Here is a 15327-nt window from a genome sequence, read left to right as displayed (position 1 = left end):
CGGGAGAGACCTTGCGGCCTCCCCTGGCCGTCAGGCCTTCGGCCCGATCGCCAGCACGCCCTGGTGCAGCGGTTCCTGGCCGGGCAGCGTGAGCGACTTGCCCAGCGTGGCCGCCGCGGTCGTGGTGTGGCTCACCGCCTGGCCGTTCGCGTCGAACTGCTTCATCGCGTCCACCATGCCGCCGATCGCCAGCGACGCCGGGCTCTGCACCGCGTTGGCGATGCGTGCCGGATCGATGCCGTTGTTCGTCGTGCCGCCCGTGCCCTCGCCCGCGGTGGTGCCACCGAAGCTGCCGATGGCCTGCGCCAGGCTGTTGACGCGGCTGCGCAGGTCGTCGCGTACCGGTGCCGCAGCCGATGCCGCTGTCGCCGGGCTGGCCGCAAGGGCTGGCGCCTCGATGGTGTCCGGCATCGCGAAGGCGGTTTTCGCGGCCTCGGTGGTCTCGGCGACGTTCTGCGACTTGTCGGCGACGAACCAGACGTCAGCCGCCGCGTGCGTGGCGCCGTCCGTGGTCTGGTACGACGAGGTCAGCCCCACGAGGTTGCCATTGTCCTTGCTCAGGTCGGCCGAAGTCTGCAGGCTCAGGCTGGCGATGTTCAGTTGGGCGAGCGTCTTCAGTTCCTCGGTCTGGCTCACGCCATCCGAATTGCTGTCGACCCAGACGCGCAGGTCGGCGAAGGCTGCGTCGTTGGCGTCGATGGTGCCGCTGCCGTTCACGTCCAGTTCGCGCAGCGCCGCATAACCGTCGGTCGCCTTCGCGCCCGATGCCAGCGTGGTCGATGAACCGAACAGTTCCGAGCCGTCGTTGATCTGGCCATCATGGTTGCGGTCGAGCACCAGCAGGCCGTCGCCGCCGCTGACCCAGCCGGTGTTGACGGACTGGCCATCGGCGAACAGGTCGAACTTCACGCCATTCTGGATGCTCTGCGTGTTCACGCCGTTGCCGTCCAGGTCGAGGATGATCGGCGTGCCGAGCTTGAGCTGCTGCACCTGGGTGGTGGTGAAGGCCTGGATCTGCGTCGTGGTCAGCGCCTCCACCTGGGAGGTCGTCAGTGCTGCCACCTGCGAGGTGGTCAGGGCCACGATCGCGCTGGTGGTGAGCGCGCGCACCTGGCTCGTGCGCAACGCGGCCACGTCGACGGTCTCGATCGCCGCCACCTGCGAGGTGGTCAGCGCCGCGAGTTCCGAAGTGGTCAGCGCCTGCATCTGCGTGGTACCCAGCGCCACGATCTGGCTCGTCGTCAGGGCCTGCACTTGCCCGGTCGTCAGGGCCGCGACGGACGCCGTGGTCAGCGCCGCCACCTGGGCGGTGGTGAACGCGGCGACGCTGGCGGTGGTCAGCGCCGCGACCTGCGTGGTCTTGAGCACCGCCACGTCAGCGGTTTCGATGGCCGCGGCCTGGCTCGTCGTCAACGCCGCCACCTGCGCCGTGGTCAAGGCCTGCACCTGGCTGGTCTTGAGGGCGACGACCTGGCTGGTGGTGAGCGCCTGCACCTGGGCCGTGGTGAAGGTGGCGACGCCGGAAGTGGTGAGCGCCTGCACCTGGGCCGTGTTGAGCACGGCCACGTCGGCCGTGGTCAGCGCCAACACCTGCGTCGTCTTGAGCGCCGCGATGTCGGCGGATTCGATGGCGGCGACCTGCGTCGTCGTCAGCGCGGCCACCGCGGCGGTGGTCAACACCTCGACCTGGCTGGTCTTGAGCGCGACGATCTGGGCCGTGGTCAGCGCCTGCACCTGCGCGGTGGTGAGCGAGGCCACGCCGCCGGTGGTCAGCGCCTGCACCTGGGCTGTGCTCAGCACGGCCAGATCGGTGGTCTCCAGCGCCTGCACCTGCGTGGTCTTGAGGGCGGCCACGTCGGCGGTCTCGATCGCGGCGACCTGCGCCGTGGTCAGCGCCACCACGCCGGCCGTCGTCAACGAGGCGATGCCCGCCGTGGTCAGGGCCACGATCTGCGCGGTCGTGAGCGCCTGCACCTGAGCCGTGGTCAGCGCGCCGATCTGCGTGGTGCGCAGTGCGGCGATGTCCACCGCCTCGATCGCGGCAACCTGGGCCGTGGTGAGCGCGGCCACCGCGGCCGTGGTCAGCACCTCGATCTGGCTGGTCTTCAGCGCGACGACCTGGGCGGTGGTCAGCGCCTGGGCCTGGGCCGTGGTGAGCGAAGCCACACCGCCCGTGCTCAGCGCCTGCACCTGGGCCGTGGTCAGCACGGCGACGTCGGCCGTGGTCAGCGCCTGCACCTGCGTGGTCTTGAGCGCCGCGATATCGTTGGTCTCGATTGCCGCCACCTGAGTGGTGGTGAGTGCGGCTACCGCGGCCGTGCTCAGCGCCTGCACCTGGTCGGTCTTCAGCGCCACGACCTGGGCGGTGGTCAGCGCCTGCACCTGGGTGGTGGTCAGGGCGGCCACGCTGCCGGTGGTGAGCGCTGCGACCTGGGCTGTGGTGAGCACCGCCACATCGGCCGTCGTCAGGGCGACCAGCTGCGCGGTGCGCAAGGCGGCGATGTCGGCGGTCTCGATGGCGGCGACCTGCGTCGTGGTCAACGCGGCCACGCCGGCCGTGGTCAGTGCGGCGATGCCGGCGGTGGTCAGCGCGACGACCTGGGCCGTCGTCAGGGCCTGCACCTGCGCGGTGGTCAACGCACCGACCTGGTTGGTGGACAGTGCCGCGATGTCGGCGGTCTCGATGGCCGCGATCTGCGTGGTGGTCAGCGCACCCACTTCTACCGTGGTCAAGGCCTGCACCTGGCTCGTCTTGAGGGCCACGATCTGCGCGGTCGTGAGCGCCTGCACCTGCGCTGTGGTGAGCGCAGCCACACCCGCCGTGCTCAGCGCACCGACCTGCGCGGTAGTCAGCGCGGCCACGTCGGCGGTGTTGAGTGCGCGCACCTGGGCGGTGTCGAACACCGCGATGTCGGCGGTCTCGAACGCGGCGACCTGTGCCGTCGTCAAGGCGGCGATGGCGTTGGTGGTCAATGCGTCGATCTGGCTGGTCTTCAGCGCCACGATCTGCGCCGTGGTCAGCGCCTGCACCTGCGCGGTGTTCAGCACGGCCACGCCGCCGGTGGTCAGCGCGGCGATCTGTGCGGTGGTCAAAGCCGCCACGTCGGCCGTGTTCAGGGCTGCGACCTGCGTGGTCTTCAGCGCGGCGATGTCGGCGGTTTCGATGGCGACCACCTGGGCCGTCGTCAAGGCGGCCACACCGGCCGTGGTGAGGGCGGCGATGCCGGCCGTCGTCAGCGCCACGACCTGGGCCGTGGTGAGCGCCTGCACCTGTGCGGTCGTCAGCGAGCCGACCTGGCCGGTGGTCAATGCGGCGATGTCCACGGTCTCGATGGCCGCGACCTGGGCCGTGGTCAGCGCGGCCACGTCGGCCGTGGTCAGGGCCTGGATCTGGCTGGTCTTGAGCGCCACGATCTGGGCTGTGGTCAAGGCCTGCGCCTGGGCCGTGGTCAGCGCGGCAATGCCGCCGGTGCTGAGCGCACCGACCTGCGCCGTGGTGAGCACGGCGATGTCGGCCGTGTTCAGCGCACGCACCTGGGCGGTGTCGAGCACGGCGATGTCGGCGGTCTCGATCGCCACCACCTGGGTCGTGGTCAGCGCGGCGATGGCGTTGGTGGTCAGCGCGTCGACCTGGCTGGTCTTCAGCGCGACGATCTGTGCCGTGGTCAGCGCCTGCACCTGCGCCGTGTTCAACGCGGCGATGCCGCCGGTGGTCAGCGCGGCGATCTGCGCCGTGGTCAGCACGGCCACGTCGGCGGTGTTGAGTGCGGCCACCTGCGTCGTCTTCAGCGCCGCGATGTCGGCGGTTTCGATGGCGACCACCTGGGCCGTCGTCAACGCGGCCACACCGGCTGTGGTGAGGGCGGCGATGCCGGCCGTGGTCAGCGCCACCACCTGGGCCGTGGTCAGCGCCTGCACCTGCGCCGTGTTGAGCGCGGCCACCTGGCCGGTTTCCAGCGCGGCGATGTCGACGGTCTCGACCGCGGCGACCTGCGCCGTCGTGAGCGCGGCCACCTGGGCGGTGGTCAACGCCTCGATCTGGCCGGTCTTGAGGGCCACGATCTGCGCCGTGGTCAGCGCCTGCACCTGCGCCGTGGTCAGCGATGCAACGCCAGCCGTGGTGAGCGCACCTACTTGGGCCGTGCTCAGCACTGCTACGTCGGCCGTGGTCAGCGCGGTGACCTGTGTCGTCTTCAACGCGGCAATGTCGGCTGTCTCGATCGCCGCCACCTGCGTCGTCGTCAACGCGGCCACACCGGCGGTGGTCAGCGCGGCGATGCCGGCGGTGGTCAGCGCCACGACCTGCGCGGTCGTCAAGGCCTGTACCTGGGCCGTGTTCAGCACGCCGACCTGGGCGGTGGTGAACGCGGCCACGTCGACGGTTTCGACCGCCGCGACCTGCGCCGTGGTCAATGCGGCCACTTCGGCGGTGGTGAGGGCCTGGATCTGGCTCGTCTTGAGCGCGACGATCTGGTCGGTGCCGAGCGCGCGCACCTGCGTCGTCGTCAGGGCAGCGACGCCGGCGGTGGTCAGTGCCTGGATCTGGGCCGTGGTCAACGCGGCCACGTCGGCCGTGTTCAGCACCGCGACCTGCGTGGTCTTCAGCGCGGCGATGTCGGCGGTTTCGATGGCTGCGGCCTGCGCGGTTGACAGCGCGGCGATGGCAGCGGTCGACAGCGCCTGCACCTGGTCCGTCTTCAGCGCCACGATCTGCGCGGTGGTCAGCGCCTGCGCCTGCGCCGTGCTCAACACGCCGACGCCGGCAGTGGTCAGCGCCTGCACCTGGGCCGTGGACAACACGCCGATGTCGGCCGTGTTCAGGGCCACGACCTGGCTGGTCTCGAGCGCAGCGATGTCGACGGTCTCGATGGCGGCGACCTGGGCGGTCGTCAGCGCACCGATGGCGGTCGCCGTGAGGGCTTCGATCTGGCTGGTCTTCAGCGCCACGATCTGCGCCGTGGTCAGCGCCTGGGCCTGCGTGGTGGTCAACGCGGCGACGCCGGCCGTGGTCAGCGCCTGGATCTGCGCCGTGGTCAACACGGCCACGTCGGCCGTGGTCAGCACCGCGACCTGCGTGGTCTTGAGCGCGGCGATGTCCGCGGTTTCGATGGCCGCGACCTGGGTGGTGGTCAACGCAGCCACGCCGGCCGTGGTCAGCGCCGAGATGCCGGCCGTGGTCAGCGCCACGACCTGCGCGGTCGTCAGCGCCTGCACCTGGGTGGTGGTCAGTGCCGCGACCTGCCCCGTGGTCAGCGCCGCGACGTCGGTGGTCTCGATGGCGGCCACCTGGGCCGTGGTCAATGCGCCGATTTCCGTGGTCGTCAGCGCCTGCACCTGGTTCGTCTTGAGGGCGACGATCTGGGCTGTCGTCAGCGCCTGCACCTGCGCGGTGGTCAGCGCGGCGACGCCGCCGGTGGTCAGCGCGCCGACCTGGGCGGTGCTGAGCACGGCGATGTCGGCGGTATTGAGCGCGCGCACCTGGGCGGTGTCGAGCACGGCGATGTCGGCGGTTTCGATGGCCGCGACCTGGGCCGTCGTCAACGCGGCGATAGCCGCGGTGGTGAGCGAATCGATCTGGCTGGTCTTCAAGGCCACGATCTGCGCGGTCGTCAGGGCCTGCACCTGCGCGGTGTTCAGCGCGGCGATGCCGCCGGTGGTCAACGCGGCAATCTGCGCCGTCGTGAGCACGCCGACTTCGGCCGTCGTCAAGGCCGCCACCTGCGTGGTCTTCAGCGCGGCGATGTCGGCCGTCTCGATGGCGGCCACCTGCGTCGTCGTCAGCGCAGCGATGCCCGCCGTGGTCAGCGCCGAGATGCCGGCGGTGGTGAACGCAACCAACTGGGCCGTGGTCAACGCCTGCACCTGGGCCGTGGTCAGCGCGGCGATCTGCCCCGTGGTGAGCGCGGCGATGTCGGTGGTCTCGATGGCGGCCACCTGGGCGGTGGTCAGCGCGGCCACGTCGGCATTCGTCAGCGCCTGGATCTGGTTGGTCTTCAAGGCGACGATCTGGGCCGTGGTCAACGCTTGGGTCTGCGTGGTCGTCAGCGCGGCGACGCCGGCCGTGGTCAGCGCGCCGACCTGGGCCGTCGTCAGCGCGGCCACGTTGGCCGTGTTCAGCGCCACCACCTGTGCTGTGCGCAATGCGGCCACATCGACGGTCTCGATGGCCGCCACCTGGGCGGTGGTGAGCGCGGCCACGCCGGCGGTGGTCAGCGCCTGCACCTGGTTGGTGGTGAGGCCGGCGATCTGCGCCGTGGTCAGCGCCTGGACCTGTGCCGTGGTCAGCACAGCCACGCCGGCGGTGGTGATCGCCGCCACCTGGGCGGTGCTCAGCACGGCCAGGTCGGCGGTGTTCAGCGCGGCGACCTGCGTGGTGCGCAGCGCGGCGATGTCGACGGTCTCGATGGCCTGGGCCTGCGAGGTGGTCAGCGCGGCAATGCCGGCCGTGGTCAGCGCGGCGATGCCGGCCGTGGTCAACCCGGCGATCTGCGCGGTCGTCAGGGCCTGGATCTGGGCCGTGGTCAGCACCGCAGCCTGGTTGGTCTGGAGCGATGCGACATCCACCGTTTCGATGGCCGCGACCTGGGCCGTGGTCAAGGCGCCGACGGCAGCGGTCGACAACACCCCGACCTGATTGGTCTTGAGCGCCACGACCTGCGCGGTCGTCAGGGCCTGGGCCTGGGCGGTGTTGAGCACGCCGACGCCGGCCGTGGTGATGGCCTGCACCTGGGCGGTCGTCAGCGCGGCAATGCTGGCGGTGTTCAGCGCCGCGACCTGCGTGGTCTTCAACGCGGCGATGTCGGTGGTTTCGATCGCGGCCACCTGCGTGGTGGTCAGCGCCGCCACACCGGCGGTGGTGATGGCCTGCACCTGGTCGGTCTTCAGCGCGACGACCTGCGCGGTGGTCAAGGCCTGCACCTGCGCGGTGCTCAGCACGGCCACGCTACCGGTGGTCAGCGCCTGCACCTGCGCGGTACTGAGCACGGCCACGTCGGCGGTGTTGAGCACGGCGACCTGGGTGGTCTTGAGCGCGGCGATGTCGGCCGTCTCGATGGCGGCGACCTGCGTGGTGGTCAGCGCCGCAATGCCGGCCGTGCTCACGGCAGCGATGCCGGCCGTGGTCAGCGCCTGCACCTGCGCCGTGGTGAGCGACTGGACCTGGGCGGTGTTGAGCACGCCGACCTGGGCGGTGGTCAACACGGCAATGTCGCGGGTCTCGATGGCAGCGACCTGGCTCGTCGTCAGCGCGGCCACGCCGGCGGTGGTGATGGCCTGGATCTGGTTGGTCTGGAGTGCGACGATCTGGGCGGTGGTCAACGCCTGCGCCTGGCTCGTCGTGAGCGCGGCGACGCCAGCCGTGGTGAGCGCGCCGACCTGGGCGGTGGTGAGCGCGGCCACGTTCGCGGTGTTGAGCGCAGCGACCTGGCTGGTCTTGAGCGCGGCGACGTCGACGGTTTCGATGGCGGCCACCTGCGTGGTCGTCAATGCGGCCACGGCGGCGGTGGTCAGCGCCTGGATCTGGTTGGTGTTGAGCGCCACGACCTGCGCGGTGCTCAGCGCCTGGGCCTGGGCGGTGTTCAGCGTGGCCACGCCCGCGGTGGTCAGCGCACCGACCTGGGCGGTGCTCAGTACGGCCACATCGGCGGTGCTGAGCGCCGCCACCTGGGTGGTCTTGAGCGCGGCAATGTCTACGGTCTCGATCGCCGCGACCTGCGTGGTGGTCAGCGCCGCCACACCGGCCGTGGTGAGCGAGGAAATACCGGCCGTGGTCAGGCCGACGATCTGCGCCGTGGTTAGGGCCTGCACCTGCGCGGTGGTCAACACCGCGACCTGGCCGGTGGTGAGCGCGGCCACGTCGGAGGTCTCGATGGCGGCCACCTGGGTCGTCGTCAGCGCGGCGACGCCAGCCGTGGTCAGCGCCTGGATCTGGTTCGTCTTGAGCGCAACGATCTGGCTGGTGGTCAGGGCCTGCGCCTGCGCCGTGGTCAGCGCGGCGATGCCGGCCGTGGTGAGTGCGCCGATCTGCGCCGTGGTCAGCGCGCCGATCTGCGCGGTGTTGAGCACGGCGGTCTGCGAGGTCTTCAGCACCGCGATGTCGGTGGTTTCGAAGGCCGCGACCTGGGTGGTCGTCAGCGCGGCAATGCCCGCGGTGGTGAAGGCCGAGACCTGGTTGGTCTTGAACGCCGGAATCTGGCTGGTGGTCAGCGCCTGGACCTGCGCCGTGGTCAGCGACGCGATGTCATCGGTCGTGAGGGCCTGGATCTGAGTCGTCGTCAGCGCCGCGATGGCACTGGTCGTAAAGCCGCTAACGTTACTCATGAATATCCCCTAGAGCCGATGCAAATGTAACAACTGTAAACGCTTTGCAATGTAACAGACAAGATGCAGGACCACGCTGTCTCGCATCGAACATCGCACTAACCGCCAGCGCGGAAATACCGTTTGCCATGGAATGAACCTAAAGTCATGGCGTGCCGAATCGGATTACGCCCTTCCACATTGACGACACGGCGGTTGAGAACTTGAGCGAAATCTTTCAAAAAGTTAACAAATAGCGCTGACAGCCCTGTGGCGCCGACGCATTTGTAACGATTCCAGCAAAAAATCGCCCGAAAACAACAATTTCGATGTATCGAAGGAAGGATTCGCCCGGAACTCGAAACCTCCAGGTTTCGTTCAGGTGTCGAAATGGCGTCGGTTTTGATGTCGAGCCGAAACAGCGGGCCCGTTTTTGTCCGCCGGCGACAGCGCGTCGTGGGGCGTTGTTACAACTGCGACGACGTGTTTCGCGCCGGGCGCCAGTCCGCGGCGCGGCGCTCGGCCTCCTTCAACTGGGCCGGATCGAGCATCGCGGCCGACCGGTTGCGGTTGGCACGCGCCGCGCTGTCGCCGGCCGCACTGGCCAGGACGAACCACCGATGCGCCTCGATCGCGTCCTGGGCCACGCCTTCTCCGGTGGCGTACATCAGCCCCAGCCGGGCCTGGGCAGCGGGTATGCCCTGGGCCGCGGCCTGCAGGAACCAGCCGAAGGCGGCTTCCAGGTCACGCGCGGTGCCCTGCCCGCTGGCGTGCGCCACGGCGAGGTTGTATTGCGCTTCGGGGTCGCCCTCCTGCGCGGCCTGGGTCCAGCACTGCAGCGCGCGCTCGGGGTTCTGTGTCCGCGCGTACAGAACGCCGAGCGTGGCCTGCGCCGGCACGAAGCCCAGGTCGGCGGCCTTCTGGCACCAGACGAAGGCCTGTCGCAGATCCTGCTTCAGCCCATCGCCGCCGCTGGCATACATGGCGCCCAGGTTCCACATCGCCTTGGCATCGCCCTGCTCCGCCGCCTTGAGGAACCAAGCCAGGGCCTGCTGGAAATCCTTGGCCAGGCCGACACCGCTCAGGCAGGCCGCGCCCAGGGCCGATTGGGCCGCGGCATAACCCTGGTCCGCGGCGCGCCGGTACCAGTCGAAGGCCTTGGCCAGGTCGCGCGGCACCCCCTTGCCGAGCGCATGCTGCTGGCCGAGCATGTACTGGCCCTCGGCCACGCCCTGCTCGGCCGCGCGCTTGAAACATTCGACGGACATCGCCTCAAGCCCGTGGCTGAACAGGTGGCCCAGCGTGAGCAGCGCACGCGGGTCGTTCTGCGCCGCGGCGCGCACGTACCAGGCCACACCGAGGAAGTGGTCCTCCTCGCCGAGTTGCGCCGACGAATAGAGCCGGCCGAGCGCGAACTGCCCCGCCGCATCGCCCTGCTCCGCCGCCTTGCGGTACCAGTCCACGGCCGTGCCCTGGCCGTCGCCTTCCAGCAGCCTGCCCAATGCCGACTGGGCGCGCGCGTGGTCCTGCCGCGCCGCCAACCGGTACCAGCTTTCGGCACGGGCCGGGTCGGGCGCCACACCGAGGCCGAGCTCGTGCATCAGGCCCAGGTGGTAGCGGCCATCGGCGTCGCCCGGATCGGCCACCTCGGCCCAGCGCTCGGCACCGCGCCGCCGTTCGACCGCACCCGCGGCGCGCCGGCCGCGGCCACGTTTCCTGGCGCGTCCCTCGCCGCCGGCATCCATCAGTTCCAGCGCCACATGCGCGGGCGCATGGTCCTGGTCGGCCGCACGGCGGTACCAGAAAGCGGCCTCGTCCGCATCTTCCGGCACCCCCTGGCCTTTGGCATGCATCACGCCGAGCGCGTATTGCGCGGCGGCCAATCCCTGTTCCGCGGCGAGTCCGTACCAGTGCAACGCCCGGTCCGGATCCTGCGGCACGCCGTCGCCAGCGGCGTAGGCCTCGGCGAGCGACAGCTGCGCCTGGGCCACGCCAAGCTCGGCAGCCTTCGCATAACAGCCAGCGGCCAATGTCTTGTTCTGCGCCGCATGCAGGCGGCCGAGCCGCCACAGCGCGCGCGAATGACCCTGTTCGGCCGCCTTGGAGAACCACGCGAAGGCCTGGGTTTCGTCCATTTCGACGGCCGAGCCGCTCGCGTAGCGTGTGCCGAGCAGGTATTGCGCGGCAGGCATGCCGCGCTCGGCGGCCTTGCGCACCCAGGCCAGGGCCTGTTCGAAATCCTGCGCAGTGCCCACGCCGTTGGCGTACATCAGGCTGAGTTCGTACTGCGCCTCGGGCACACCGATCCGGGCGGACTTCAGGGTCTCGGCGAAGACGCGCTTGTCGCGCGCGCTGCTGGGCGGGCTCATTTCAAGGCTCGCAAGGTCATGGCTCCCGGATCGCTTCGTTCATGCCCTTGGTCAGCGGCCAGGCCAGGTAGGACATCACCGAGCGTTGACCGACGACGATCTCCGCGGCCAACGTCATGCCCGGCAGCAGCCGCGCGCCCTCCTTCATGTTCTTCAGCGGCGTGGGCTGCAGGGCGATGCGGCTCACGTAGAAGGCATCGGCACCGGACTTGGCGGCCGTCTCGCGCCGGAACGCATCCTGGCTGATGGTGCGCACCTGCGCGTCCAGCGTGCCATGGCGCTGGAAGGGATAGGCGTCCAGCTTCACATGCACCGGGTCGCCGGTCTTGATGTAGCCCACGTCCGCCGATTCGATCTGCACCTCGGCCTCGAGCACCACGTTCAGCGGCACCAGCGTAAAGAAGGTCTCGGCCTCGCGCACCACGGAGCCTGGCGACAGCTTGGCGATGTCGAGCACCACCGCATCCACGGGTGCCGCCAGCGTCACGAGCTTCTGTCGCCGGTCCGCCTTCTGCAGCTGTTCCTTGATGGAATCCCGCTCTCGCGAGATCGACAGCAGGTCTTCCATGGTTTTCTGCCGCCAGCCTTTTTCGAAAGCGCTCTTCTCGGCCTCGTAGGCGCCGAGCTCGCGGCGCAATTCCTGCTCGCGGCTGACGACGAGCTCGAGGTCGCGCTGGACCTCCTTGGTGCGCTGCTGCGCCTCGAGCAACTGCAGCGGCGCGCCGAACTTCTGCGCCACCATCCTCTCCTGCATGGCCTCGATGTCCTTGAGCGACTTGAGCCGGGAAGCGACGAACTGCTGGTCCTGCCGGTTGGTCGCCAACGCCGCACGCAAACGGGCGACGTTTTCGCTGAGCTTCAACTGTTGCGCGCGGTAGTTGGCCTTGCGCTCGTTGACGATGCTGGCCTGCAGCCGGCCGTCGCTGTCGCCGTCCGCCGCGGCCTTGCGGGTGTCCGCGCCGCCGGCGAGCTCCTGCTCCAGGCCGCCGATCTGCGTCTCCAGGCTGTTGAGCCGCTGGCGCAACTGGGTCTCGTCGGCCTGCACGAAGGTGGCGTCGAGCGAGGCCAGGCGCTCGCCCTTCTTCACGATCTGGCCGATGCGCACGTCCACGCTCTGGATCACGGACGTCTCCAGCGGCTGCACCACCACATTGGGCAGCGGATTCACCAGGCGCCCTTGGGCGATGATGACCTGGTCGACCTTAGACACGCTGGCCCAGACGATGAAGGCGACGAAGCCGAGCACCATCACGTGCAGCGTGACCTGGGCGAAGCGCGGCACCGGGCTGCGCTCGATCTCGTCGGCGTCCGGCAGGTATTCGACGATGGTCCGCCCTGGGGCGCCGTCCTTCCCGCGCCAGGGCCACCAGGCCTTCTTCTTCACAGGTGGCTTGTTTGCTGGTTCCATAGGTGTTGGTAGGTTTCGCAACGCGTCAGGAGCTCGGCGTGTTTGCCGCTATCGACCAGTCGCCCCTGCTGCATCACCAGGATGGCGTTGGCATTGACCAGCGTGGACAGGCGGTGCGAGATCATCACCACGGTGCGGCCCACGGCGATCTTCGACAGGTTGCGGATGAAGATGGCCTCGCTCTCGGGGTCGAGCGCGCTCGCGGCCTCGTCGAGCACCAGGATGCGCGGCTTGGTCAGCAAGGAACGCGAAATCGACAGCCGCTGCTTCTGCCCGCCAGAAAGATTGGACGCGTTCTCCTCGAGCATGGTGTTGTAGCCCTGGGGCAGGCGTTCGATGAACTCGGCCGCGCCTGCCGCTTCGGCGGCCTCGACGATCTCCTCGAAAGTGGCTTCGGGCCTAGCCGCGGAGATGTTCTCGCGCACCGTGCCGCGGAACAGGAAGTTCTCCTGCAGCACCACGCCGATCTGCCGCCGCAGGTGCGCGAGTTCGATCTCGCGCGCATCGGTCCGGTCGAACCGCACGATGCCCTCCTGCACGCCGTAAAGCCCCTGGATCAATTTGGTCAGCGTGGTCTTGCCCGAACCGCTGCGGCCCACGATGCCCACCACCGAGCCAGCCTGGATGGTGAAGCTCGCGCGGTCGAGTGCGGCGTTGCTGGAGCCCGGATAACGGAAGGTGACCTCGTCGAAGGAAATCTCGCCGGCCAGCTCCGGCCGTAGCCCGCCGGCACCGGCACGGCCTTCGGACGGCCGGTTCATCACCTCGCCGAGCATGCGCACCGACAGCGCCGTCTCCTGGTATTCGTTGACCAGGCCGACGATGGCGATCAGCGGCGCCACCACGCGGCCCGACAGCATCTGGAAGCCGATCAGCGCACCCACCGTGAGCGTCTGATCGAACACGTCCTGCGCGCCGATCACGATGATCACCACCGGCAGCAGCTTGCCCAGGAAGTCGGTGATGGCACCACCGGTGATGGCGATCTTGCCGACGCGGAAATGCATGTTGATCGACTGCGCCGAACGCTGGTCCCACAGACGGCGCTGCGCCGGCTCGATGGCCAGCGCCTTCACCGTGCGCATGCCGTGGATGGTCTCGACCATCATCGACTGGCGCTCACCCTCGGCGTTGTACAGGTCGCGCAGTCTTCGGTTGAAACTCGGCACCATGGCTGCGACGACGAGGCAGATCATCGCGGTGAAGGCCAGCGTGATCAGCGCCAGCTTCATCGAATACGCGAACAGGATCGGCAGGAAGATGATCAGCGAGGTCGCGTCCAGCACCGAAAAGAACATGCGGCCGGTGAGGAAGGCGCGGATCTTCTCGACCTGCTGCATGTGGCGCGTGATCACGCCGGCCGTCGTCGTCTCGAAGTAGTCGATCGGCAGCGACAGCAGGTGCGCGAAGGTGCGGCGGGTGAGCCGCATGTCGATCTTGTTGCTCGCCGACAGCGTGAGGATCTGTCGCAGGAAGCCGAACAGGGCGTCGAACACCAGGGCCATCACGATGCCCACGCCCAGCACCCACAGCGTGGACATGCTCTGGTGCACGAGGACCTTGTCGATCACCAGCTGGAAGAAGATCGGCGAGGCCAGGGCCAGGAAATGCATGGCGATGGCGGCGATGGCGATGTCGCGCAGCGCCGCCTTCTGTTTCATGATCTCCGGGATGAACCAGCGAAAGCCGAACTTGCGGCTGGGCTCGGGCAGGTTGTTCTGGCGTTTGAGCAGGAACACGTCGCCGTGCCAGAGCTGGCAGAACTTCTCCTGTCCGACGCTGAGCACCTCGGTCGGCCGGTCCGCCAGCGGATTGAGGATGGCCACCTCGCTCGTTCCGTTGGAATGCGCGCTCACCACGATCACCGCCGTGTTGTCCGCCAGCCGCGCGATCAGCGGAAACACGCCGCCCTGGGCCTGCAGGCTGGCCCAGGTGAGCTTGTCGGCCTTGGCCTTGAGCCCGATGTCGGACGCGATGCGCAGCACCGTCGCCGGTGGCGGCTCCTCCCCCGCCAGCGCATAGTCCTCGATCAAACGTTCAGGATTGATCGGCAGACCATGGTGTTGGGCAATCGCGGCGAGGCACTGGATGGTGGAATGAGGGAAGCGCTCTGTCATGGTCCATTCCAAACGGAATCGCGTGATTTCAGCATGTGGCCTGCGCTTTGATCGGCCGATGAAGCCCCGGTTTCCGGTCCAGTTCGGCCGGGCCCGGCGCGCCATGTGTGTCACGCGTTTGCGGGATTGACATTGGTTCAATGAATGGGAATCGCAATCCGAAAGAATCTGATGTTACAAACGTAGATTTTCTAAATTTACATAAATACACATCTATTTCGTATTTGACATTCGAATATCCACCGCCTCGGCGCGATTCGAATGTCTCGAAAACGGGTATCTCCGGGAGGTATCTTCTCTCCCGCCGACGCACTTTCAGGGTGGACAGTGAAGGCCGCCGCGGCACTACGGTCGAGGTTGAAATATAAGAACAACCAGTAACAAACTTAATTTTCGTAGTAACTATTCCCATTTGACGAAGCCTTGAATAGCGGTGACTATTTGCTCGCTTTTGGTAAAAAAAGCAATAAAAACCACGGCTGCCCCGGCCCGCAATCGCGAGCCATGCAAGGCGGCAAATCACAAATTCAAGAGGGATCAACAATGATGCGCGATGTCTTGCTGAAACGTTTTTGTGCGCTCGCCTTGGGCATGCTCGGCAGTCTGGCGGCGCTGCAGGTGCAGGCCGCCGTGGGCACAACACCGACGGTGGTGGCCACCGACGTGTTCGACACCACGGCTGGCAAGGACCGATGGCAGTTCACCTACCACGTCGAAGGCAACCTGCTCACCGATTACGCCGTGACCTTTCACCTCCCGACGGCGGGTTTTGCCGATCTCGCCGCAGCCTCGGCCGCACCACCCAACGTCGATGCGACCATCACCCCCGGCATCGCCGGCTCGGATGGGCTGCTGATCCTCACCGCACTCTCCGACACCGCCCTGCCGTTCGACTACAGCCTATTCTTCACGCGGCTGGGCAGCGGCCCGTTCGGCTCGCAACTGTTCGAGGTGTCGGACGACAGCTTCGACACCTTCCAGACCGGCCAGGCGGCCATCACCGTGGCCGCGCCACCCAACAACGTGCCCGAGCCTTCGAGCTGGATGCTGCTCGGCCTCGGCATGGTCTTGCTGACACGCCGAGCGACCAGTTCGTCCACGCGACCGCGTCTGCATTGAACTCCGGCTTCTGACC

Annotated in this window: 5 protein-coding genes; 1 reads left to right on the top strand and 4 read right to left on the bottom strand. The window is 68.1% G+C overall.

The features are described 5' to 3' along the window. Positions 1-30 precede the first annotated feature (30 nt). The 4 genes from RD110_RS09080 to RD110_RS09065 form a co-directional block, all read right to left on the bottom strand. Entirely contained in the window at positions 31-8319 is an 8289-nt protein-coding gene (locus RD110_RS09080; protein ID WP_076198735.1) for a hypothetical protein, read from the bottom strand. A gap of 446 nt (positions 8320-8765) precedes the next feature. Further along, the gene (locus RD110_RS09075) at positions 8766-10667 is read right to left on the bottom strand and encodes a tetratricopeptide repeat protein (protein WP_076198733.1); all 1902 of its coding nucleotides are present in this window, start codon (positions 10665-10667) and stop codon (positions 8766-8768) included. A gap of 16 nt (positions 10668-10683) precedes the next feature. Beyond that, positions 10684-12075, bottom strand: a complete 1392-nt coding sequence (locus RD110_RS09070) for an HlyD family type I secretion periplasmic adaptor subunit (RefSeq protein WP_076198731.1) — start codon at positions 12073-12075, stop codon at positions 10684-10686. Beyond that, on the bottom strand, positions 12048-14192 hold the full coding sequence (locus tag RD110_RS09065) for a peptidase domain-containing ABC transporter (RefSeq protein WP_076204692.1): 2145 nt from the start codon (positions 14190-14192) through the stop codon (positions 12048-12050). The genes RD110_RS09070 and RD110_RS09065 overlap by 28 nt, the downstream gene beginning before the upstream one ends. 543 nt (positions 14193-14735) lie before the next feature. Here RD110_RS09065 and RD110_RS09060 point away from each other — a divergent pair. Then, complete coding sequence (locus tag RD110_RS09060) at positions 14736-15311, top strand: PEP-CTERM sorting domain-containing protein (RefSeq protein ID WP_076198729.1); 576 nt, start codon at positions 14736-14738, stop codon at positions 15309-15311. The last annotated feature ends 16 nt before the right edge of the window (positions 15312-15327 follow it).

Origin of the sequence: Rhodoferax koreense (assembly GCF_001955695.1) — a bacterium.
Taxonomy (GTDB): Bacteria; Pseudomonadota; Gammaproteobacteria; order Burkholderiales; family Burkholderiaceae_C; genus Rhodoferax_B; species Rhodoferax_B koreensis.
Note: the sequence above shows the minus strand (reverse complement) of the source record. Positions and strands in the feature narration are given on the sequence as shown.

Bases quoted from the DNA above. Each gene is read 5' to 3' on its own strand.
- RD110_RS09080 (WP_076198735.1), bottom strand. From the start codon at position 8,319: ATGAGTAACGTTAGCGGCTTTACGACCAGTGCCATCGCGGCGCTGACG.
- RD110_RS09075 (WP_076198733.1), bottom strand. From the start codon at position 10,667: ATGAGCCCGCCCAGCAGCGCGCGCGACAAGCGCGTCTTCGCCGAGACC.
- RD110_RS09070 (WP_076198731.1), bottom strand. From the start codon at position 12,075: ATGGAACCAGCAAACAAGCCACCTGTGAAGAAGAAGGCCTGGTGGCCC.
- RD110_RS09065 (WP_076204692.1), bottom strand. From the start codon at position 14,192: ATGACAGAGCGCTTCCCTCATTCCACCATCCAGTGCCTCGCCGCGATT.
- RD110_RS09060 (WP_076198729.1), top strand. From the start codon at position 14,736: ATGATGCGCGATGTCTTGCTGAAACGTTTTTGTGCGCTCGCCTTGGGC.